This window comes from Streptomyces sp. NPDC005805 (assembly GCF_040630445.1).
Lineage (GTDB): Bacteria > Actinomycetota > Actinomycetes > Streptomycetales > Streptomycetaceae > Streptomyces.
The window spans coordinates 1-20,302 of record NZ_JBEXXN010000024.1; the positions used below are offsets into that span (position 1 = coordinate 1).

A 20,302-nucleotide genomic window follows, 5' to 3' on the forward strand; every position below is an offset into this window, starting at 1 on the left:
CTACCCTCTTGTTCTCACCGTGTCTCCCACCCCTCCCCTAGTCGTATCCCCGCCGGCCGGGGGCGCGGCGTGGCCCCGGGTGGCCGCCCCGCCCCCCCCGGGGGCGGCGGCCGCCCCGGCGGCCCGCGCCCCCGCACTCTCGGCGGCTTCGCCGCCCCCCGTGCCCCCGGCAGCCGGCGGCGCGGGCACGGTGGCGTCCCCGTCGGTCTCCGCCGCCGCCCCGGCGGCTGCCGCGCCCCCCACCCCCTCCGGGGCGGGCCCCTCCACGCCCCCGGGCGGGGCCGGGTCCGTCCCGGCGGCCGGGGGCGCGGAGGGGGCGTCGGGGGACGGCGGGGTGGGGGCGCTCACAGCGTGCTCCAGTCCTGGTCGGGATAGCGGTGCACGGGCGCGGACACATCGTCCAGCGCCTGGCAGATCTCGTCAGGAAGACTAAGCGCCTCCACCGACAACGCGGCCGTGAGCTGCTGCGCGTTGCGCGCGCCGAGGATCGGGGCGACGACGCCCGGGCGGTCCCGGACCCACGCCAGGGCCACCGCGAGCGGGGTCGACGCCAGGCCGTCCGCCGCCGTGGCGACCGCGTCCACGATGCGGGCCGCCGCGTCGTCGAGGTACGGCTCGACGAACGGGGCCATGTGCTCGGACGCGCCCCGCGAGTCCGCCGGGACCGCCGTGCGGTACTTGCCCGTGAGCACGCCCCGCCCCAGCGGCGAGGACGGCAGCAGCCCGATGCCCAGGTCCAGCGCGGCCGGCAGCACCTCCCGCTCCACGCCCCGCTGGAGGAGCGAGTACTCCATCTGCGTGCTCGCCAGCCGGGTGCGCGGCCCGGGCGCCGCGAGCTGCCAGGTGCCTGCCTTGGCGAGCTGCCAGCCGCAGAAGTTCGACACGCCCGCGTACCGCGCCCGCCCGCTGCTCACCGAGATGTCGAGTGCCTGGAGGGTCTCCTCCAGCGGGGTGTCCGGGTCGAAGGCGTGGACCTGCCACAGGTCCACGTACTCCGTGCCCAGCCGCGCCAGCGACGCGTCCAGCGCGGCGAGCAGATGCCCGCGCGAGCCGTCGAACCGGCGGTCCGGATCGCGCACGCTGCCCGCCTTCGTCGCGATGACCAGGTCCTGCCGGGGCACCAGCCGTTCGACCAGCTGGCCCAGCAGGTACTCGGCCTCGCCGCCGCCGTAGACGTCCGCCGTGTCGACGAGCGTGCCCCCGGCCTCCCAGAACGCCTTCAACTGCTCCGCGGCGTCGTGCTCGCCCGTGTCCCGGCCCCAGGTGAGGGTGCCGAGCCCGATCCGGGACACGCGCAGGCCGGTGCGGCCGAGATGCCTCTGCTCCATGGGCGCTGAGATTACTGGCCAGGGGCGCACGCTGAGAGACCCTGTGGACAACGTCCCCCTGCCGGTCGCCCCGCTCGCGCGCTAGAGTCACCGGAAAGGGACGTTACTGATCAGTAAGAGGGAGCGACATGCGGCTCGGCATCAACCTCGGTTACTGGGGCGCGGGGATGGACGGCGACAACCTCGCGGTCGCGCAGGAGGCCGACAGGCTCGGCTACGACGTCTGCTGGGCGGCGGAGGCGTACGGCTCCGACGCCCCCACCGTGCTGAGCTGGGTCGCCGCCCAGACGGAGCGCATCGACGTCGGCTCCGCGATCCTCCAGATCCCCGCCCGCCAGCCAGCGATGACGGCGATGACGGCGGCCACCCTCGACTCGCTCTCCGGCGGCCGCTTCCGCCTCGGCCTCGGTGTGTCCGGCCCGCAGGTCTCCGAGGGCTGGTACGGCGTGAAGTTCGACAAGCCGCTGGCCCGCACCCGCGAGTACGTGGAGATCGTCCGCAAGGCGATGACCCGCGAGCGGCTGAGCTACGAGGGTGAGCACTGGACCCTGCCCCTCCCGGACGGGCCCGGCAAGCCACTGAAGCTCACCGTGCACCCGGAGCGCGAGCACATCCCGCTCTACATCGCCGCGATCGGCCCGAAGAACCTGGAGCAGACCGGCGAGATCGCCGACGGCGCCCTGCTGATCTTCCCCTCCGCCGAGCACCTGGAGGAGACCGCGGTCCGCCACATCCGCGCGGGCCGGGAGAAGGCCGGGAAGACGATGGACGGCTTCGACGTCTGCCCGACCCTCCCGCTGGCCGTCGGCGACGACGTGACCGGCCTCGCCGACATGTTCCGCCCGTACACCGCGCTGTACGTGGGCGGCATGGGCAGCCGCAAGCAGAACTTCTACAACCAGCTCGCGCAGCGCATGGGCTACGAGAAGGAGGCGGCGGAGATCCAGGACAAGTACCTGGACGGGGACAAGGCGGCCGCGGCCGCCGCCGTGCCGCACCAGCTGATCGACCAGACCGCCCTGCTCGGCCCGGTCCAGCGCATCGCGGACCGGATGACGGCCTACGCGGCCGCCGGGGTCACCACCCTCACCCTCGCCCCGGCCGGCTTCACCCTGGACGAGCGGATCACGGCCCTCCGGGCCGGCACCGAGGCCCTGGAGCTGGCCGGCCTCGCCTAGACCCGCGCGGCGGGGGACCCACGCAACACGCAGACCCCCGCACATGGCGAACGGCCGGTCCCCGGAGCGCGAGGCGCCCCGGGGACCGGCCGTGCTCCGGGAGGTTCTGCGGCCGTGGTGGGGGCTCGGGGGTCTTCCCCGCCACGGCCGTCACGCGGTACAACGCGCCGGCCGCGCCGTGGTTACTGCCTGCGTGCCACCGAATAACATCCCCCATTCGGGCGAGTTTGGGCCCTCAGGTGTTGGCTCGCCCGGCATGTCGCATGTGACCCTTTTCTCTGCGGTCGTCCCAAGGCGTCCGCTGTGAAGGAGGTGGCAGACATGCTCTCGGCACGCAGTCTCTTCCAGGAGATCATCGACAGCGACGACAGCTATCAGTTGTTCTGCTCCATCGCGGCCAGCGGCGAGGCCCAGGGCGGCTGGGAGAACGCCCGTATCGCCGCTCTGGTCCCCGAGAGCATGCGGGACATGGCGCCCAGGATCACCCGGCACGGCGCCGACGAGGACAAGCACGGGCGCATCTTCAACGCCCTGCTCAAGAAGCGCCAGCTCGAACCCGTGCCCGTCCCGCCCGACACCGACTACACGATGCTGCTGGAGCGGCAGGGCATCGGGCTCGCCCACGACAAGCTGCGGCGGGACGAGTCGCTGTCCGAGCAGGACATCGTCGTCTACCTCTCCCACAGCCGGGTCACCGAGCAGCGGGCCGCCGACCAGATGGAGATGCTGACGAAGTACTTCGGCGACCACCCCGAGGTCGGCAAGGCCATCCGGCAGATCTCGCACGACGAGGACAACCACCTCGCCTACTGCCACGAGGAACTGCTCCGCCTCGCGGCCGAGGGCCACGGCCGCACGATCCACCGGGTGCTCCGCGAGAGCGCGCTCGCCGAGATCAGGATCTACCGGGACGTCTCCCTCGCCGTGATGAGCCACATGGGCCGGCTGCTGAAGTGGCCCCGCGCCAAGTCCGCGGCGCTCGCGGCCGGCATCCACGCGATGTACGCGTACGAACGGCTCGGCGGCTGGCACCGGATGATCACCCTCAGGATGCCCGAGCGGCGCGGCGCCCTCGACGGCCCCCCGGCCCCCGCCCCCGCCTTCTGACGCTCCCCGCACGCCCCGGCGCACCCCGCGCCGGCCCGCACGCCCCGACCGGCCGCCCCCGGCGCACCCCGCGCCGGGGGCGGCCGGACGCCGTCACAGCCAGCCGTTCCGCTTGAACAGCCGGTACAGACCCGCCATCGCCCCCGCCATCAGCAGCACCACCAGCGGGTAGCCCCAGGTCTGCCGCAGCTCCGGCATGTGCTCGAAGTTCATCCCGTACACCCCGGCGACCATCGTCGGCACCGCGGCCATCGCCGCCCAGGCCGAGATCTTGCGCATGTCGTCGTTCTGCCGCACGCCCATCTGCGCCAGATGCGCGGCCAGGATGTCCGACACCAGCCGGTCCAGGCTCTCGACCAGCTCGTTCGCCCGGGTCAGATGATCGCTGACGTCCCGGAAGAAGGGCTGGGAGTGTTCGTGGACGAACGGGACCCCCGCGCTCGCCAGCCGGGTCATCGGTGCGGCGAGCGGGCCCGCCGCGCGGCGGAACTCCAGCACCTGCCGCTTGAAGGTGTAGATCCTCGCCGCCGTGTTCTTCGCGTCCCGGCCGCCCGGCGCGAAGACCTTGGTCTCCATCTCCTCCAGGTCCACCTGGAGTTCGGCCGCGACCTCGATGTAGTGGTCCACGACCGCGTCGCTGATCGCGTAGAGCACCGCGGTCGGCCCGTGCCGCAGCACCGCGGGCTCCGCCTCCAGCCGCTCCCGCACGGCGCCCAGCGGCGCGCCCTCGCCGTGCCGGACGGTCACGACGAAGGAGTCGCCTATGAAGACCATCAGCTCCCCGGCGCTGACCGTGTCGCTCTCCGCCTCGTAGACGATCGGCTTCAGGACGACGAACAGCGAGTCGTCGTAGACCTCCAGCTTCGGCCGCTGATGCGCCTTCAGCGCGTCCTCCACCGCCAGCGGGTGCAGGCCGAACTCCTCCGCCACATGGTCGAACTCGCCCTCCGTCGGCTCGTGCAGGCCGACCCAGAGGAACGCGTCACCGGTCGCCCGCGCCTGGGCGAGGGCCTCGGCGAAGTCCGACGGGCCCTCGGTGCGGCGCCCGTCGCGGTAGATGGCACAGTCCACGATCACGGCGCGCATTCTTCCCCGTCCCGGCCCGTGCACACACCCGGGCGCTCCCACCGGCCCGCGCTGAACCCCTCCGCACCACCCCGCCACGGCCCGGCCGCGGCCGTCGCTCCCGTCCGGGCGGCCCGTGCGGGCGCGGGCCGTAGGCTTGCCGTCATGGCCACGCTGATCCTCGTACGGCACGGACGTTCCACCGCCAACACCGCCGGGGTGCTGGCCGGGCGGACGCCCGGCGTCCACCTCGACGAACGCGGCGCCGCCCAGGCCGCGGCCCTGCCCGCGCGGCTCGCCGCACTGCCGATCGCCGCCGCGGTCTCCAGTCCCCTGGAGCGCTGCCGGGAGACCCTTCAGCCGCTCCTCGACGCCCGTCCCGGCCTCGCCCTGGAGACGGACGAGCGGATCAGCGAGTGCGACTACGGAGACTGGTCGGGCCGCAAACTCGGCGAACTCGCCGACCAGCCCCTGATGGAGATCGTGCAGCAGCACCCCTCCGCCGCCGCCTTCCCCGGCGGCGAGTCGATGCGCGCCATGCAGACCCGCGCCGTGGAGGCGGTCCGCGACTGGAACGCGCGGATCGAGGCGGCGCACGGCGAGCACGCCGTCTACGTCATGTGCTCGCACGGCGACATCATCAAGTCCCTGGTGGCCGACGCCCTCGGGATGCATCTCGACCTGTTCCAGCGGGTCCAGGTCGAGCCCTGCTCGGTGACCGCCGTGCGCTACACCCGCACCCGCCCCTTCCTCCTCAGGCTCGGCGACACCGGCGACTTCGCCGCCCTGGCGCCGCCCGCCCCGGCCGACGGGGCAGCGGAGGCGCGGGACGGAGACAACGGCCGGGCCGTCGTCGGAGGCGGCGCGGGCGCACCGTGATCGCTCCGCGCAGTAGGGTGGACAGGCCACGGCGCAGGGGGAACCCGTAGCCCGGCAGGTGGACCGACAGCCCGATCCGAAGACCGATCCCAAGGGAGATCAGGACGTGTCCCGTCAGGTGTTCCTCTACGACCCGCCGGAACGATTCGTGGCCGGCACGGTCGGGTTGCCTGGACGCCGTACGTTCTTCCTGCAGGCATCCGCCGCAGGGCGCGTCACCAGCGTCGCGCTGGAGAAGACCCAGGTCGCCGCACTCGCCGAACGGATCGACGAACTGCTGGACGAGGTCGTGCGGCGCACCGGGGGCAACGCCCCCGTCCCCGCGATGGCCCCCGCGGACGTCGCGGACACCGCGCCCCTCGACAACCCGGTCGAGGAGGAGTTCCGGGTCGGCACCATGGCGCTCGCCTGGGACGGCGAGGAACAGCGCATGATCGTCGAGGCCCAGGCGCTCGTCGAACTCGACGCGGACTCCGACGAGGACCTCGCCGAGGCCGAGGAGCGCCTGCTCCAGGACGAGGAGAACGGCCCGCCCATGCTGCGGGTGCGCCTCACCGGCGCCCAGGCCCGCGCCTTCGCCAAGCGCGCCCTGGACGTGGTGAACGCCGGCCGCCCGCCGTGCCCGCTGTGCAGCCTGCCGCTCGACCCGGAGGGACACGTATGTCCGCGCCAGAACGGATACCGGCGCGGAGCGTGACCGCGACCGGGCCCGTGAGCGGGGCCGAGGCCGGGACCGGGTCCGTGAGCGGGGCCGGGACCGGGTCCGCCGCCGGCACCGTCGCACTGCTCACCGAGGGCGAGCTGACCGTACGGGGCCGGGTCCGGGAGGCGTCCAACGCGGTCCTCTTCTGCACGGTCGCGCGCGACGGCGAGGAGGCGCACTGCGTCTACAAGCCCGTCGCGGGGGAGCGCCCCCTGTGGGACTTCCCCGACGGCAATCTCGCCCAGCGTGAGATGGCCGCCTACGAGCTGTCCGAGGCGACCGGCTGGGGCCTGGTGCCGCCCACCGTCCTGCGCGACGGCCCCTACGGGCGGGGCATGGTCCAGCTCTGGGTGGACACCGCCCCCGCCGACGGCGACGGGCTGCTGGCCCTGGTGGAGGGCGAGGAGCCCGGCGCGGGCTGGAAGGCGGTCGGCTTCGCGGACGTGGGGGAGGGCCGCACCGCCCTGCTGGTCCACGCCGACGACGAGCGGCTGCGCCGCCTCGCGGTCCTCGACGCGGTGATCAACAACGGCGACCGCAAGGGCGGCCATCTGCTGCCGACCGGCGACGGCGGGCTGTACGCCATCGACCACGGCGTCAGCTTCCACACCGACGACAAGCTGCGCACCCTGCTCTGGGGCTGGGCCGGCGAACCCCTGACCGCCGACGCCCGCGAGGCCCTCGGCTCGGTGGCCGCCTCCCTCACCGAGGGGGCGCCGCTCACCACCCGTCTGGCCGAACTGCTGACCGCGGCGGAGGTGGCCGCCCTGCGCACCCGCGTCGGCACCCTGCTGGAGAGGGGCACCCACCCCGTGCCGTCCGGCGAGTGGCCCGCGATCCCCTGGCCGCCGGTGTGACCGCGGGGGGCCACCGGCCCCCGGCACCCCGCGCTGCCAGGCACAACGCGCCCCGGAGCGCAAGAGTGCCCAACCGGCCAACAGCACAGATCCGGTTCGTATCCGGAACAGGCGTCCGGTTAGGCTCGACGCATGCATGCCTGGCCCGCTTCCGAGGTCCCCGCCCTGCCCGGCAAGGGCCGCGACCTCAGGATCCACGACACCGCGACCGGTGGTCCCGTGACCCTCGACCCCGGTCCCGTCGCCCGTATCTACGTGTGCGGCATCACGCCGTACGACGCCACCCACCTGGGACACGCGGCGACCTACAACGCGTTCGACCTCGTGCAGCGCGTGTGGCTCGACACCAAGCGGCAGGTCCACTACGTCCAGAACGTGACGGACGTCGACGACCCCCTGCTCGAACGCGCGATCCGCGACGGGCACGACTGGGCCGACCTCGCCGAGCGGGAAACGGCCCTGTTCCGTGAGGACATGACCGCCCTGCGGATGCTCCCCCCGAAGCACTACATCGGCGCCGTGGAGGCGATACCCGGCATCGTCCCCCTCGTGGAACGGCTCCGGGACGCGGGCGCCGCGTACGAGCTGGAGGGCGACGTCTACTTCTCCGTCGAGGCGGACCCCCACTTCGGGGAGGTCTCCCACCTGGACGCGGAGGCGATGCGGCTGCTCTCCGCCGAGCGCGGCGGCGACCCCGAGCGCCCCGGCAAGAAGAACCCCCTCGACCCGATGCTCTGGATGGCCGCCCGCGAGGGCGAGCCGAGCTGGGACGGCGGCAGCCTCGGCCGCGGCCGGCCGGGCTGGCACATCGAGTGCGTCGCCATCGCCCTGGACCACCTCGGGATGGGCTTCGACGTCCAGGGCGGCGGCTCCGACCTGGTCTTCCCCCACCATGAGATGGGCGCCTCGCACGCCCAGGTCCTCACCGGCGAGCACCCCTTCGCCAAGGCGTACGTCCACGCCGGCATGGTCGGCCTGGACGGCGAGAAGATGTCCAAGTCCAAGGGCAACCTGGTCTTCGTCTCCGCCCTGCGCCGCGAGGGCGTCGACCCGGCCGCGATCCGGCTCGCGCTCCTCGCCCACCACTACCGGGCCGACTGGGAGTGGACCGACACCGTGCTGCGGGAGGCCGTGGAGCGCCTCGGCCGCTGGCGCGCGGCGGTCTCCCGGCCCGACGGCCCGTCGGCGGACGGTCTGCTGGACGAGATCCGCGCGGCCCTCGCCGACGACCTGAACGCCCCCGCCGCGCTCGCCGCCGTCGACCGCTGGGCCGAGCGGCAGCAGTCCGAGGGCGGTACGGACGAGGGCGCGCCCGGTCTGGTGTCCCGTTCGGTCGACGCGCTGCTGGGCGTGGCGCTCTGACGGCCCGTTCGCGTCCCTGAGCCCGGGCCCCGGGCACGGGGGAGGGGCGGCACCCGCTGCGGGTGCCGCCCCTCCGTCCGTTTGTGTGCGTGTACCGCCGGGCGGTCACTTCCCCTGGGGGTCGTCCCCCTCCGAGGACTCGGACGACGGCGCTTCGGACGAGGGCGCTTCGGACGACGGGGACCCGTCCGGGCCCGTGTCCGGTCCGGTGGCGTCCTCGGCCGGGGCGTCCGACGCCTCCCGCGCCGAGCCGTCCGCTCCGGCAACGCCCGGGGCGCCGCTGTCACTGTCGTCGTCACCGGCATCGGGGCCCTGCTCCGCGTCCGGGCCGGTCTCGGGCCGGGACGGCATCGGCGGGCGGGTGCGGCCGCCGCCCGTGGCGGTGTCCCGCAGATAGGAGCTGCCCTCGCCGCCGTCCGTCGCGTGCCCGCCCGGACCGCCGGGGACGCCCGGGCCCGTGCCGCCGTCCCGCCGGCGCAGATAGCGCTCGAACTCGCGGGCGATGGCCTCGCCGGACGCCTCCGGGAGGTCCGCCGTGTCGCGGGCCTCCTCCAGCGTCTGCACGTACTCCGCCACCTCGCTGTCCTCGGCGGCCAGTTGGTCCACCCCGAGCTGCCACGCCCGTGCGTCCTCGGGGAGTTCGCCGAGCGGGATGCGCAGATCGATCAGGTCCTCCAGGCGGTTGAGCAGCGCCAGGGTGGCCTTGGGGTTGGGCGGCTGGGAGACGTAGTGCGGGACGGCGGCCCAGAGGCTGACCGCGGGGACGCCCGCGTGGGTGCACGCCTCCTGGAGGATGCCGACGATGCCGGTCGGCCCCTCGTAGCGGGTCTCCTCCAGGTCCATGGTGCGGGCGAGCTCGGGGTCGGAGGTGATGCCGCTGACCGGGACGGGCCGGGTGTGCGGGGTGTCGCCGAGCAGCGCGCCCAGGATGACCACCATCTCGACGCCCAGCTCATGGGCGAAGCCCAGGATCTCGTTGCAGAACGAGCGCCAGCGCATGGACGGTTCGATGCCCCGGACGAGCACCAGGTCACGCGGCTTGTCGCCGCCGATCCGGACCACGGACAGCCGGGTGGTGGGCCACACGATCTTCCGCACGGCGCCGTCCAGGTACACCGTGGGCCGGTTGACCTGGAAGTCGTAGTAGTCCTCGGCGTCGAGCGCCGCGAAGACCTCGCCCTTCCACTCCCTGTCCAGGTGCGCGACCGCCGTGGACGCGGCGTCGCCGGCGTCGTTCCAGCCCTCGAACGCGGCCACCATGACCGGGTCGATCAGCTCGGGAACCCCCTCGAGCTCGATCACCCAGGCCTCCTTCCGAAGTTCCCTCTCGTACCGCCCCAACCTTACGGCTTCCCAGGTACCCCGCCGCAGCCCTCTTGCACAGCGGGGTGAACTTCCGGCCCCCGGGGAACCGGCCCGGCGACGGGTGCGGGGCGGCCCCTCCCGGAGCCGCCCCGCGTCCGCCCCACGGGCCCGCGTCAGCGCGCCCGGAGCATCTCCTCCACCCGGCCGCGGATCTCGTCCGTCGCCAGGCCACGGATGGTGAGGGTGGTGCGGCGGCGCAGCACGTCGTCCGCGGTCTCGGCCCACTCGTGGTCGCGGGCGTAGGCGACCTGGGCCCAGATCTCGGGCGCGTCCGGGTGGACGCGCTCGGCCAGGGCCGGGTTCTCGGTCGCCAGGCGGGCGATGTCGAACGACAGGGAGCCGTAGTGCGTCGCCAGGTGCCGGGCGGTGTCGGCGGCCATCCGCGGACCGGGGGTGCCGCCGTCGACCAGGAGCCGGTGGGCCACCGCGTTCGGGTTGGCGATACCGGGCAGCGGGAGCTTCTTCGGCAGCCGGGCGATGGGCTCCATGTCCTCGGCCAGCGGACGGCCCGGGAGCGTCGCCAGCTTGTTCATGACGGTGCGTCCGATGTGCCGGAAGGTGGTCCACTTGCCACCGGCCACCGACAGCATCCCGCCGCGGCCCTCGGTGACCACGGTCTCCCGCTTGGCCTTCGAGGTGTCGCCCGGGCCGCCGGGGAGCACCCGCAGACCGGCGAAGGAGTAGGTGATCAGGTCCCGGGAGAGCTGCTGGTCGCGGATGGAGAACGCGGCCTCGTCCAGGATCTGCGAGGTGTCCTTCTCGGTCACCGCCACGTCCGCCGGGTCGCCCTCGAACTCCTCGTCCGTGGTGCCGAGCAGGAGCATGTCCTCCCAGGGCAGGGCGAAGGTGATCCGGTACTTGTCGATCGGGGTGGCGAGCGCCGCCTTCCACGGGGAGGTGCGCTTGAGGACCAGGTGGGCGCCCTTGGAGAGGCGGATCGACGGGGCCGCGCCCGCGTCCTCCATCCGGCGCAGGTGGTCCACCCACGGGCCGGTGGCGTTGAGCACCAGGCGGGCGTCGACGCCGAACTCGGCGCCGTCCGTGCGGTCCTTCAGCTCCGCGCCGGTGACCCGGCCTCGGGTGAAGCGCAGTCCGGTGACCTCGGCGTGGTTGAGGACGGTGGCGCCCGCCTCGACGGCCGCGCGGACCGTCATCAGGGCCATGCGGGCGTCGTTCATCTGGTCGTCGCCGTAGACCGCGACGGCCTTGAGGTTGTCGGTGCGCAGCTCGGGCACGTCGGCCGCGGCCTTCGCCGGGCCGAGCAGGTGGCCGACGCCGTCGCCGAAGGCGGAGAGCGCCGAGTAGGCGAAGACGCCGGCGCCCAGCTTGGCGGCGCCGTGCGGGCCGCCCTTGTAGACGGGGAGGTAGAAGGTGAGCGGGTTCGCCAGGTGCGGCGCCACCTGGCGGGAGACCGCGCGCCGCTCGAAGTGGTTCTCCGCGACCAGCTTCACCGCGCCGGTCTGCAGGTAGCGCAGACCGCCGTGGAGGAGCTTGGAGGAGGCGGAGGAGGTGGCGCCGGCGAAGTCGCCGGCGTCCACCAGGGCCACCCGCAGCCCGGACTGAGCGGCGTGCCAGGCGGTGGAGATGCCCAGGATGCCGCCGCCGATCACCAGGAGGTCGTACGTCGCCGTGGAGAGCTGCTCCCGGGTCTCGGCGCGGCTCGCCGCCTTGAAGGAGGACACCGAGCCGGATGCCGGGTACGCCCCGGAGGGGGCGCTCTGCAGGGTGGTCATTGTTAGCTGCTCCTGTCAGTTTTCCTCGTCGAGCCAGCCCATGGTCCGCTCCACGGCCTTGAGCCAGTTCTTGTACTCGCGCTCACGCTGATCGGCGTCCATGCGCGGGGTCCACTCGGCGGCCCGGCGCCAGTTGGCGCGCAGGGCGTCGGTGTCGGGCCAGAAGCCGACGGCCAGGCCGGCGGCGTAGGCGGCGCCGAGGCAGGTCGTCTCGGCGACCATCGGGCGCACCACGGGGGCGTCCAGGAAGTCCGAGAGGGTCTGCATCAGCAGGTTGTTGGAGGTCATGCCGCCGTCGACCTTGAGCGCGGTCAGCTCGACGCCGGAGTCCTTGGTCATGGCGTCGGTGATCTCGCGGGTCTGCCAGGCGGTGGCCTCCAGGACGGCGCGGGCGATGTGCGCCTTGGTGACGTACCGGGTCAGGCCGGCGATCACACCGCGGGCGTCGGAGCGCCAGTACGGGGCGAACAGGCCGGAGAACGCCGGGACGAAGTACGCGCCGCCGTTGTCCCCGACCGAGAGCGCGAGGGTCTCGATCTCGGCGGCGGAGTTGATGAGGCCCATCTGGTCGCGCATCCACTGCACCAGCGAGCCGGTGACGGCGATGGAGCCTTCCAGGGCGTAGACGGCCTTCTGGTCGCCGATGCGGTAACCGACCGTGGTGAGCAGGCCGTTGTAGGAGTTCACCGGCGTCTCGCCGGTGTTCATCAGCATGAAGGTGCCGGTGCCGTAGGTGGACTTGGCCTCGCCCTTGGCGAAACAGGTCTGGCCGAAGAGGGCGGCCTGCTGGTCGCCGAGCGCGGAGGCGACCGGGACGCCGTCGAGGGCGCCGCCCTTGGCGAGCCCGTAGACCTCGGCCGAGGACCGGATCTCGGGCAGGATCTCGGCGGGGACCTCCATGGAGGTGAGGATCTTGTCGTCCCACTCCATGGTGTGCAGGTTCATCAGCATGGTGCGGGAGGCGTTGGTGACGTCGGTGACGTGGACGCCGCCCTCGGTGCCGCCGGTCAGGTTCCAGATGACCCAGGAGTCCATGGTGCCGAAGAGGATCTCGCCGCGCTCGGCGCGCTCGCGCAGGCCCTCGACGTTGTCCAGCAGCCAGCGGGCCTTGGGGCCGGCGAAGTAGGAGGCCAGCGGGAGGCCGGTCTCGCGGCGGAAGCGGTCCTGGCCGACGTTGCGGCCCAGCTCCTTGCAGAGGGCGTCGGTGCGGGTGTCCTGCCAGACGATGGCGTTGTGGACGGGCTCACCGGTGTTCTTGTCCCAGAGCAGCGTGGTCTCGCGCTGGTTGGTGATGCCGATGGCCTTGACGTCGGCGGCGGTGATGCCGGCCTTCTCGATCGCGCCCGCCACGACCTCCTGGACGTTGGTCCAGATCTCGGCGGCGTCGTGCTCGACCCAGCCCGGCTTGGGGAAGATCTGCTCGTGTTCCTTCTGGTCGACGGAGACGATCCGGCCGTCCTTGTCGAAGACGATGCAGCGGCTGGACGTGGTGCCCTGGTCGATGGCGGCGATGAACGGACCGCTGCCGTGGGACGAGGTGGTGGTGTGTGCGTCGGTCACGGTGTGCTCCTGCTCGGGTCGGTCGGGAAGGGGATGCGGTCGGTGCGTCGGATACGGCTCGTGCTCAGGCGAACGCGAGGTTGTAGATACCCGCTGCGGCGGCTCCACCGACCAGCGGACCGACGACGGGGATCCACGCGTAGCTCCAGTCGGAGCCGCCCTTGTTCGGCAGGGGGAGCAGGGAGTGCACGATGCGCGGGCCGAGGTCGCGGGCCGGGTTGATCGCGTATCCGGTCGGGCCGCCGAGGGAGAGGCCGATGCCGACCACGACGAGGGCGGTGATCAGGGCGCCGAGCGGGCCGAGGCCCTTGCCGCTGTCGTTGAGGCCCTGCGTGAGCACGGCGAGGACGAGCACCACGGTGGCGATGATCTCGGTGGCCAGGTTCTGCCAGACGACGCGGACCTCGGGGCCGGTGGAGAAGACGCCGAGCACCGGTCCGGCCTTGGCGGCCTCCGAGTGGGGGCCCTCCTCCGGCTTGCCGGAGGCCGGCCCGCCCACGATCTCGCGGTCGGTCATATGGGCCTGGAACTGCCCGTAGTAGACGACCCAGACCAGTGCGGCGCCGATCATCGCGCCGAGCAGCTGGCCGGCGAAGTAGACCGGGACGTCGCCCCAGGCGCCGTCCTTGATGGCGATGCCGACGGTGACCGCGGGGTTCAGATGGGCCCCGGAGAGGGCACCGGTGGTGTAGACGGCGGTGAGCACCGCGAAGCCCCACCCGAAGGTGATGGCCAGCCAGCCCGCGTTGCGGGCCTTGGAGCTCTTGAGGGTCACGGCGGCGCAGACGCCGCCACCGAGCAGGATGAGCAGGGCGGTACCTATGGTCTCGCCGATGAAGATGTCGGAGCTGGACACCCGCGACTCCTTTGTCCTTCGTCCAGGGGAAGGCGAACCCCGGGTCCCTCCGGTGGTCCGCGCCCTCAGGTGAGGGCGATGGCCGGCCCTTGGCGTTGTCACACTCTAGCGTCTATTGCCGTTTGGTGTTCGACAATGCCGACCGATGAACGGCAGTTTTGTCCTGGGTGAAGACTGCGTCAAGGGGTGTGGTGTCGAAAATCGGATCGTTATCCGATGATGCGCCCGACCGGCCGGGGACGCCCGTCCGTGGGGCGGCGCCCCACCCGGCCGCGGACGGGCCCGGGAAGCGCCGGGGCCCCTGGCGGCGCGCGGAGGCGCCACCGGGGCCGCGGGAGGGGTCCGTGGTGACCCCGGTGGGTCGGCGGTGACCCCGGAAGGCCGGCCTCCGGGCCGCGCCAGGGCTGTGGAGGGGGCCGCAGTACCACCGGAAGGCCGGAAGCGCCCCCGCAGGGTCGGGCGGCCCCGGAAGGGTCGGCGGCGGCCCCCGAGGGGGTCAGAAGCGGCTCGCGCCCAGGTCGCGGGAGACCGCGCGGGCGCAGTCGCGCACCGCCGCGACCAGCTCCGAGCGCAGCTCCCCGCCGTCGCACACCCGCTCCACCGCGCCGGTCACGGCCACCGCGCCGACGGGCATCCGCCGCCGGTCGTGGATCGGCGCCGCCACCGAGGCCACGCCCTCCCAGGTCTCCTCCACGTCCGCCGCCCAGCCCTTGGCGCGGGTCAGGTCCAGCACCGACTCGAAGGCGTCCAGGTCGGTCACGGTCGCCGGGGTGAACGCCTTGCGCTCGACCTCCACCGCCTCGGTGTGCGCCACCGGGTCGTAGGCCGCCAGGACCTTGCCGAGGGCGGTGGAGTGCAGCGGCTGCATGGCGCCGACCTCCAGCACCTGGCGGCTGTCGTCCGGCCGGAAGACGTGGTGCACGATGAGCACGCCGTGCTGGTGCAGGACGCCCAGGTGCACGCTCTCGCCGCTGGAGCGCGCCAGGTCGTCCGTCCACACCAGGGCCCGGGCCCGCAGCTCGTGCACATCGAGGTAGCTGTTGCCCAGGCGCAGCAGCTCCGCGCCGAGCTGGTACCGGCCGGAGGCGGGGTCCTGCTCGACGAAGCCCTCGGCCTGGAGGGTGCGCAGGATCCCGTGGGCCGTGCCCTTGGCCAGGTCCAGTGAGGAGGCGATGTCCGACAGACCCAGCCGGCGCTCGCCGCCCGCGAGGAGGCGCAGCATCGCGGCCGCCCGCTCCAGTGACTGGATGTTCTTCGCCATCGGATCGGCCCTTCTCCACTGCTGTTCGACGAGCGGGGTGCGACTAGCGGGGTACGACAAGCGGTCTAGCGGTGTGCGGCCCCGCGGACGGGACCGGCGGGTGCGGCGGAGTCCGCCGCGAGGGGTTCGGCAATGCTGAACACTATCGGTCGATGCCGACCTTTGACGCGGCGATGCGAGTATCCCCCGGCGGGCCGCGTCACGGAAACCCGCACGCACTCCACCGTCCGGCCCGCAAGACACGAGGACGCCGCGAGGGCACCCACGGCTACCCTGGCTCCGTGCGCCCTCCCCATGGGGGGTGCAAAGCCGACAGCCGTCGCATCCCAGGGAGCTCATCCATGGCCTCGTCGCCGACCCCGTCCCCCGACAGCCGGACCCGTATCGAAGCGCTCCGCGAGGCGCTGGCCACCCGGGTGGTGGTCGCCGACGGCGCGATGGGCACCATGCTCCAGGCCCAGGACCCCACGATGGAGGACTTCCAGCAGCTCGAAGGCTGCAACGAGGTCCTCAACGTGACCCGCCCCGACATCGTCCGCTCGGTCCACAGCGCCTACTTCGAGGTCGGCGTCGACTGCGTCGAGACCAACACCTTCGGTGCCAACCACGCGGCCCTCGGCGAGTACGACATCCCCGAGCGCGTCTTCGAACTCTCCGAGTCCGGCGCCCGGATCGCCCGCGAGACCGCCGACGAGTTCACCGCCGCCACCGGTCAGCAGCGCTGGGTGCTCGGCTCCATCGGCCCCGGCACCAAGCTGCCCACCCTCGGCCACGCCCCCTACACCGTGCTGCGCGACGCCTACCAGCGGAACGCCGAGGGCCTGATCGCCGGCGGCGCCGACGCCCTCCTCGTCGAGACCACCCAGGACCTGCTGCAGACCAAGGCCGCCATCCTCGGCTCCCGGCGGGCCCTGGAAGCCACCGGCACCAACCTCCCGATCATCTGCTCGGTCACCGTCGAGACCACCGGCACCATGCTCCTCGGCTCCGAGATCGGCGCCGCGCTCACCGCGCTGGAGCCCCTCGGCATCGACATGATCGGCCTCAACTGCGCCACCGGCCCGGCCGAGATGAGCGAGCACCTGCGCTACCTCGCCCGCCACTCCCGCATCCCGCTCTCCTGCATGCCCAACGCGGGCCTGCCCGTCCTCGGCAAGGACGGCGCCCACTACCCGCTGACCGCCCCGGAACTCGCCGACGCCCAGGAGACCTTCGTCCGCGACTACGGGCTCTCCCTGGTCGGCGGCTGCTGCGGCACCACCCCCGAGCACCTGCGCCAGGTCGTCGAGCGGGTCCGGGACCTCGCCCCCGCCGCCCGCGAGCCGCGCCCCGAGCCGGGCGCCGCCTCCCTCTACCAGACGGTCCCGTTCCGCCAGGACACCTCCTACATGGCCATCGGCGAGCGCACCAACGCCAACGGCTCCAAGAAGTTCCGCGAGGCCATGCTCGACGGCCGCTGGGACGACTGCGTGGAGATGGCCCGGGACCAGATCCGCGAGGGCGCGCACATGCTCGACCTCTGCGTCGACTACGTCGGCCGGGACGGCGTGGCCGACATGGACGAGCTGGCCGCCCGCTTCGCCACCGCCTGCACCCTGCCGATCGTGCTGGACTCCACCGAGGTCGGCGTCATCCGCGCCGGCCTGGAGCGCCTCGGCGGCCGTGCCGTCATCAACTCCGTCAACTACGAGGACGGCGACGGCCCCGAGTCCCGTTTCGCCCAGGTCACCCGCCTCGCCCAGGAGCACGGCGCCGCGCTGATCGCCCTGACCATCGACGAGGAGGGCCAGGCCCGCACCGTCGAGAACAAGGTCGCCATCGCGGAGCGGCTGATCGAGGACCTGACGGGCAACTGGGGCATCCGCGAGTCGGACATCCTCATCGACACCCTGACCTTCACCATCTGCACCGGTCAGGAGGAGTCCCGCAAGGACGGCATCGCCACCATCGAGGCGGTCCGCGAACTCAAGCGCCGCCACCCGGACGTGCAGACCACCCTCGGCCTGTCGAACATCTCCTTCGGCCTCAACCCGGCGGCCCGGATCCTGCTCAACTCCGTCTTCCTGGACGAGTGCGTCAAGGCGGGCCTGGACTCGGCCATCGTGCACGCCTCCAAGATCCTCCCGATCGCCCGCTTCGACGAGGAGCAGGTCACCACCGCCCTGGACCTGATCTACGACCGCCGGTCCGAGGGCTACGACCCCCTCCAGAAGCTGATGGCCCTCTTCGAGGGCGCCACCGCGAAGTCCATGAAGGCCGGCAAGGCCGAGGAACTGGCCGCCCTGCCCCTGGAGGAGCGCCTCAAGCGCCGCATCATCGACGGCGAGAAGAACGGCCTGGAGGCCGACCTCGAAGCGGCCCTGGAGACCCGCTCGGCCCTCGACATCGTCAACGAGACCCTGCTCGACGGCATGAAGGTCGTCGGCGAGCTGTTCGGCTCCGGGCAGATGCAGCTCCCCTTCGTCCTCCAGTCCGCCGAGGTCATGAAGAACGCGGTCGCCCATCTGGAACCGCACATGGAGAAGACCGACGAGGCCGGCAAGGGCACCATCGTCCTCGCCACCGTCCGCGGCGACGTCCACGACATCGGCAAGAACCTCGTCGACATCATCCTGTCCAACAACGGCTACAACGTGGTCAACCTGGGCATCAAGCAGCCGGTCTCCGCGATCCTGGAGGCCGCCCAGGACCACAAGGCCGATGTCATCGGCATGTCCGGCCTGCTGGTCAAGTCCACGGTGATCATGAAGGAGAACCTGGAGGAGCTGAACCAGCGCAAGCTGGCGGCCGACTACCCGGTCATCCTCGGCGGCGCCGCCCTGACCCGCGCCTATGTCGAGCAGGACCTCCACGAGATCTACGAGGGCGAGGTCCGCTACGCCCGGGACGCCTTCGAGGGCCTGCGCCTGATGGACGCCCTGATCGCCGTCAAGCGCGGCGTCCCCGGCGCCACCCTGCCCGAGCTCAAGCAGCGCCGGGTGCGGTCCACCGCCAACGTGGTGGTCGAGGAGCGCCCCGAGGAGGGCCCCGCCCGCTCCGACGTGGCCACCGACAACCCGATCCCGGCCCCGCCGTTCTGGGGCACCCGCGTGATCAAGGGCATCCAGCTCAAGGAGTACGCCTCCTGGCTCGACGAGGGCGCCCTCTTCAAGGGCCAGTGGGGCCTCAAGCAGAACCGCGCGGGCGACGGGCCGAGCTACGAGGAACTGGTCGAGACCGAGGGCCGCCCCCGGCTGCGCGGCTGGCTGGACCGTTTGCACACCGACAACATGCTGGAGGCGGCCGTCGTCTACGGCTACTTCCCGTGCGTCTCCAAGGGCGACGACCTGATCCTCCTCGGCGAGGACGGCTCGGAGCGGACCCGGTTCTCCTTCCCGCGCCAGCGCCGGGGCCGCCGCCTGTGCCTGGCGGACTTCTTCCGGCCCGTGGAGTCGGGCGAGACGGACGTGGTCGGGCTCCAGGTGGTCACCGTCGGCTCCCGGATCGGCGAGGAGACCGCCAAGCTCTTCGAGTCCGACTCCTACCGCGACTACCTGGAGCTGCACGGCCTCTCGGTGCAGCTCGCCGAGGCGATGGCCGAGTACTGGCACGCCCGGGTCCGCGCCGAGCTGGGCTTCGGCGGTGAGGACCCGGCGGACGTGGAGGACATGTTCGCCCTCAAGTACCGCGGCGCCCGGTTCTCCCTCGGCTACGGGGCGTGCCCGGACCTGGAGGACCGGGCCAAGATCGCCGAGCTGCTGGAGCCGGAGCGGATCGGGGTCCAGCTCTCGGAGGAGTTCCAGCTCCACCCCGAGCAGTCCACCGACGCCATCGTGATCCACCACCCCGAGGCGAAGTACTTCAACGCGCGCTGAGCCGGCCGGGGCGCGCAGGGCCGTACCCCTCCCGGCGCCCCGTCGGTCCGTGCCGGGGCGCGCCCGGAGGTATGTCGGGGCACATTGATCGCGGCAGTCGTACACTGGTCGGTCCATGCAGGCCGGTCACCTGTCACCGCGGCACCGTCGCGGGCGAGGGGTGACCGGCCTTCTCGTCCCTTCCGGAGGTGTGCCCATGACCAGCACGGTCCCCGCGTCCCTGCCCCTGACCGCCGGGGGAGCGGCCCTGCAGGCCGTCTTCCTGGACATGGACGGCACCCTCGTCGACACCGAGGGCTTCTGGTGGGACGCCGAGGTCGCGGTCTTCGCCGACCTGGGGCACCGGCTGAAGGAGGAGTGGCGGGACGTGGTGGTCGGCGGGCCGATGGCCCGCAGTGCCGGCTATCTGATCGAGGCCACGGGCGCGGACATCTCCCTCGCCGAGCTGAGCGTGCTGCTCAACGACAAGTTCGAGGAGCGCATCGACCGGGGCGTGCCGCTGATGCCGGGCGCCGAGCGGCTGCTCGCCGAGCTGGCCCGCCACAACGTCCCCACCGCGCTGGTCTCCGCCTCGCACCGGCGGATCATCGACCGGGTGCTCGACTCCCTGGGCCCGCACCGCTTCACCCTGTCGGTCGCGGGCGACGAGGTGGAGCGGACCAAGCCGCACCCCGACCCCTATCTGCTGGCCGCCCGGGGGATCGGCGCCGAGCCGGTGCGCTGTGCGGTGATCGAGGACACGGCGACCGGGGTGGCGTCCGCCGAGGCCGCCGGCTGCCGGGTGGTCGCGGTGCCGTCGGTCGCGCCGATCCAGCCCGCCGCGGGCCGAATCGTCGTTCAGTCCCTGGAAGAAGTCGACCTGCTCTTTCTGCGCACCCTGATCACCTCACCGCGCTGACGGCCGGGGCCGGTCGTTCCCCTTGTCCGGGGGCGGAACTCAGCGCGCCGGAGCATGTATTTTCCGTGACCATCCACATTACCCAGCGGTAATCGCCTGCGCCTTTCCCGGCGTGACCTTCGTCACTGCGCGTACAACTGCCCGGGGCCGGCGGTGGCCTCCCGGGTGCCCGGCGACGGGTGTCCGGGACTCCCGCGCGCCCGATTTGCCTGAGGAGCGGGTGAAACATCCGGGGTGAGAGTGCCTACGCGCAGGCATAGGTGATCACTCAGCGATTACGGCCCAACTCGGGCCCG

15 protein-coding genes are annotated in these 20,302 nt (G+C 72.7%); 8 read left to right on the forward strand and 7 right to left on the reverse strand.

Annotation, left to right across the window (positions count from 1 at the left end; all coding sequences use genetic code 11):
• Window positions 1-344: 344 nt before the first annotated feature.
• Entirely contained in the window at window positions 345-1,328 is a 984-nt protein-coding gene (locus ABZ457_RS15805) for an aldo/keto reductase (protein WP_359158093.1), read from the reverse strand.
• Window positions 1,329-1,456: 128 nt separating this feature from the next.
• Here ABZ457_RS15805 and ABZ457_RS15810 point away from each other — a divergent pair, with 128 nt between their 5' ends.
• Together ABZ457_RS15810 and ABZ457_RS15815 are read left to right on the forward strand one after the other, a co-directional pair.
• Complete coding sequence (locus ABZ457_RS15810; protein ID WP_359158095.1) at window positions 1,457-2,506, forward strand: LLM class F420-dependent oxidoreductase; 1,050 nt, start codon at window positions 1,457-1,459, stop codon at window positions 2,504-2,506.
• A 321-nt stretch (window positions 2,507-2,827) separates the two neighbouring features.
• Window positions 2,828-3,613, forward strand: coding sequence for a ferritin-like domain-containing protein (locus tag ABZ457_RS15815; protein WP_359158096.1), 786 nt, complete (start codon window positions 2,828-2,830; stop codon window positions 3,611-3,613).
• 93 nt (window positions 3,614-3,706) lie between these two features.
• Here the strand turns inward: ABZ457_RS15815 and corA are convergent, their stop codons facing one another.
• Window positions 3,707-4,699, reverse strand: a complete 993-nt coding sequence (gene corA / locus ABZ457_RS15820) for a magnesium/cobalt transporter CorA (protein WP_359158097.1) — start codon at window positions 4,697-4,699, stop codon at window positions 3,707-3,709.
• A 144-nt stretch (window positions 4,700-4,843) separates the two neighbouring features.
• Here corA and ABZ457_RS15825 point away from each other — a divergent pair, with 144 nt between their 5' ends.
• The 4 genes from ABZ457_RS15825 (at window position 4,844) to mshC (ending at window position 8,479) form a co-directional block, all read left to right on the forward strand.
• Window positions 4,844-5,557: a histidine phosphatase family protein gene (locus ABZ457_RS15825; protein ID WP_359158099.1), complete on the forward strand. Its 714-nt coding sequence runs from the start codon at window positions 4,844-4,846 to the stop codon at window positions 5,555-5,557.
• A 106-nt stretch (window positions 5,558-5,663) separates the two neighbouring features.
• Window positions 5,664-6,254, forward strand: coding sequence for a DUF3090 domain-containing protein (locus tag ABZ457_RS15830; RefSeq protein ID WP_018849017.1), 591 nt, complete (start codon window positions 5,664-5,666; stop codon window positions 6,252-6,254).
• Window positions 6,218-7,117: an SCO1664 family protein gene (locus ABZ457_RS15835; protein WP_359158101.1), complete on the forward strand. Its 900-nt coding sequence runs from the start codon at window positions 6,218-6,220 to the stop codon at window positions 7,115-7,117. The genes ABZ457_RS15830 and ABZ457_RS15835 overlap by 37 nt, the downstream gene beginning before the upstream one ends.
• A 132-nt stretch (window positions 7,118-7,249) precedes the next feature.
• Entirely contained in the window at window positions 7,250-8,479 is a 1,230-nt protein-coding gene (mshC, locus tag ABZ457_RS15840) for a cysteine--1-D-myo-inosityl 2-amino-2-deoxy-alpha-D-glucopyranoside ligase (protein ID WP_359158102.1), read from the forward strand.
• A 105-nt stretch (window positions 8,480-8,584) separates the two neighbouring features.
• On the opposite strand, the gene ABZ457_RS15845 is transcribed toward mshC, so the two are convergent.
• The 5 genes from ABZ457_RS15845 to ABZ457_RS15865 all read right to left on the reverse strand — a co-directional run bounded on the left by ABZ457_RS15845 (window position 8,585) and on the right by ABZ457_RS15865 (window position 15,254).
• Entirely contained in the window at window positions 8,585-9,781 is a 1,197-nt protein-coding gene (locus ABZ457_RS15845; RefSeq protein ID WP_359158103.1) for a PAC2 family protein, read from the reverse strand.
• A gap of 176 nt (window positions 9,782-9,957) precedes the next feature.
• Entirely contained in the window at window positions 9,958-11,577 is a 1,620-nt protein-coding gene (locus tag ABZ457_RS15850; RefSeq protein WP_359158104.1) for a glycerol-3-phosphate dehydrogenase/oxidase, read from the reverse strand.
• Window positions 11,578-11,592: 15 nt separating this feature from the next.
• On the reverse strand, window positions 11,593-13,137 hold the full coding sequence (gene glpK, locus ABZ457_RS15855; RefSeq protein WP_359158106.1) for a glycerol kinase GlpK: 1,545 nt from the start codon (window positions 13,135-13,137) through the stop codon (window positions 11,593-11,595).
• A gap of 64 nt (window positions 13,138-13,201) precedes the next feature.
• A complete protein-coding gene (locus tag ABZ457_RS15860) occupies window positions 13,202-13,993 on the reverse strand; it encodes an MIP/aquaporin family protein (protein ID WP_359158107.1) in 792 nt (263 codons plus the stop codon).
• Window positions 13,994-14,489: 496 nt separating this feature from the next.
• Window positions 14,490-15,254 carry an IclR family transcriptional regulator gene (locus ABZ457_RS15865; protein ID WP_359158108.1) on the reverse strand — a complete coding sequence of 255 codons (765 nt, stop codon included), beginning with the start codon at window positions 15,252-15,254 and terminating at the stop codon, window positions 14,490-14,492.
• Between the two features lie 341 nt (window positions 15,255-15,595).
• Between ABZ457_RS15865 and metH the strand changes: the two genes are divergently transcribed.
• Window positions 15,596-19,108 carry a methionine synthase gene (gene metH / locus ABZ457_RS15870; RefSeq protein ID WP_359158109.1) on the forward strand — a complete coding sequence of 1,171 codons (3,513 nt, stop codon included), beginning with the start codon at window positions 15,596-15,598 and terminating at the stop codon, window positions 19,106-19,108.
• 196 nt (window positions 19,109-19,304) lie between these two features.
• Window positions 19,305-20,006 carry an HAD family phosphatase gene (locus ABZ457_RS15875; protein WP_359158110.1) on the forward strand — a complete coding sequence of 234 codons (702 nt, stop codon included), beginning with the start codon at window positions 19,305-19,307 and terminating at the stop codon, window positions 20,004-20,006.
• Window positions 20,007-20,302: the final 296 nt, after the last annotated feature.